The organism is Gillisia xinjiangensis (genome assembly GCF_046298265.1).
In the GTDB taxonomy this organism is placed as follows: Bacteria; Bacteroidota; Bacteroidia; order Flavobacteriales; family Flavobacteriaceae; genus Gillisia; species Gillisia xinjiangensis.
Map to the genome: position 1 here is coordinate 1 of NZ_JBKAHK010000034.1, position 768 is coordinate 768.

Consider the following 768-nt stretch of genomic DNA (forward strand, 5'->3'; position numbering starts at 1 on the left):
ATGAGGCGGCGCTTGTGGCGTTTGGCCATGTCCGCCAGCCAGTCGAGCAGCGGCAGCGCGCGCTTCTGGTAGGCCTGCACCGCGAGGCCGAAGCCGTTCCAGCCGGCGAGGTCCGGATCGCCGGACACAGCCTCGATGACGTCGATTGATAGATCGAGGCGGTCGGCCTCCTCCGCATCCACCGTGAGGCCGATGTCCGCCGCCTTGGCCTCCAGCGCCAGCGCCTTCAGCTGCGGCACCAGTTCGGCCATCACCCGCTCGCGCTGAGCGAAGAGATAGCGCGGGTGCAGCGCCGAGAGCTTGATCGAGATGCCCGGGGCATCGATGGGTCCTCTTCCCGCCGCCACCTTGCCGATGGCGGCGATGGCCTTGCGGTAGGATTCGAAGTAGCGCCTGGCGTCGGCCATGGTGTGGGCGGCCTCGCCCAGCATGTCGTAGGAGTAGCGATAGCCTTTCTTCTCGTTGGCCTTGGCGCGCTCCAGCGCCTCCTCGATGGTGCGGCCCATGACGAACTGACGCCCGAGGATGCGCATGGCCTGGGTCACCGCGCGGCGGATCACCGGCTCGCCCGACTTCTGCACCATATTGCGCAGGGTACCGGTGAGGTCGCGCACGTCGTCGCGGCGCAGCTTCACTACCCGGCCGGTGAGCATGAGGGCCCAGGTCGAGGCATTGACGAACAGCGAGTCGGAATGGCCGAGGTGCGCCTCCCAGTCGGCGTCGGCGATCTTGTCCTTGATCAGCTTGTCGACGGTCAGCGAGTCGGGC

General features: G+C 67.6%; 1 protein-coding gene. It reads right to left on the reverse strand.

Annotated elements, in window-relative coordinates; translation table 11 throughout:
* Positions 1 to 768 (reverse strand): proline dehydrogenase family protein (locus ACKGJN_RS16310; RefSeq protein WP_409540626.1); only part of this gene is annotated, 768 nt, incomplete at both ends.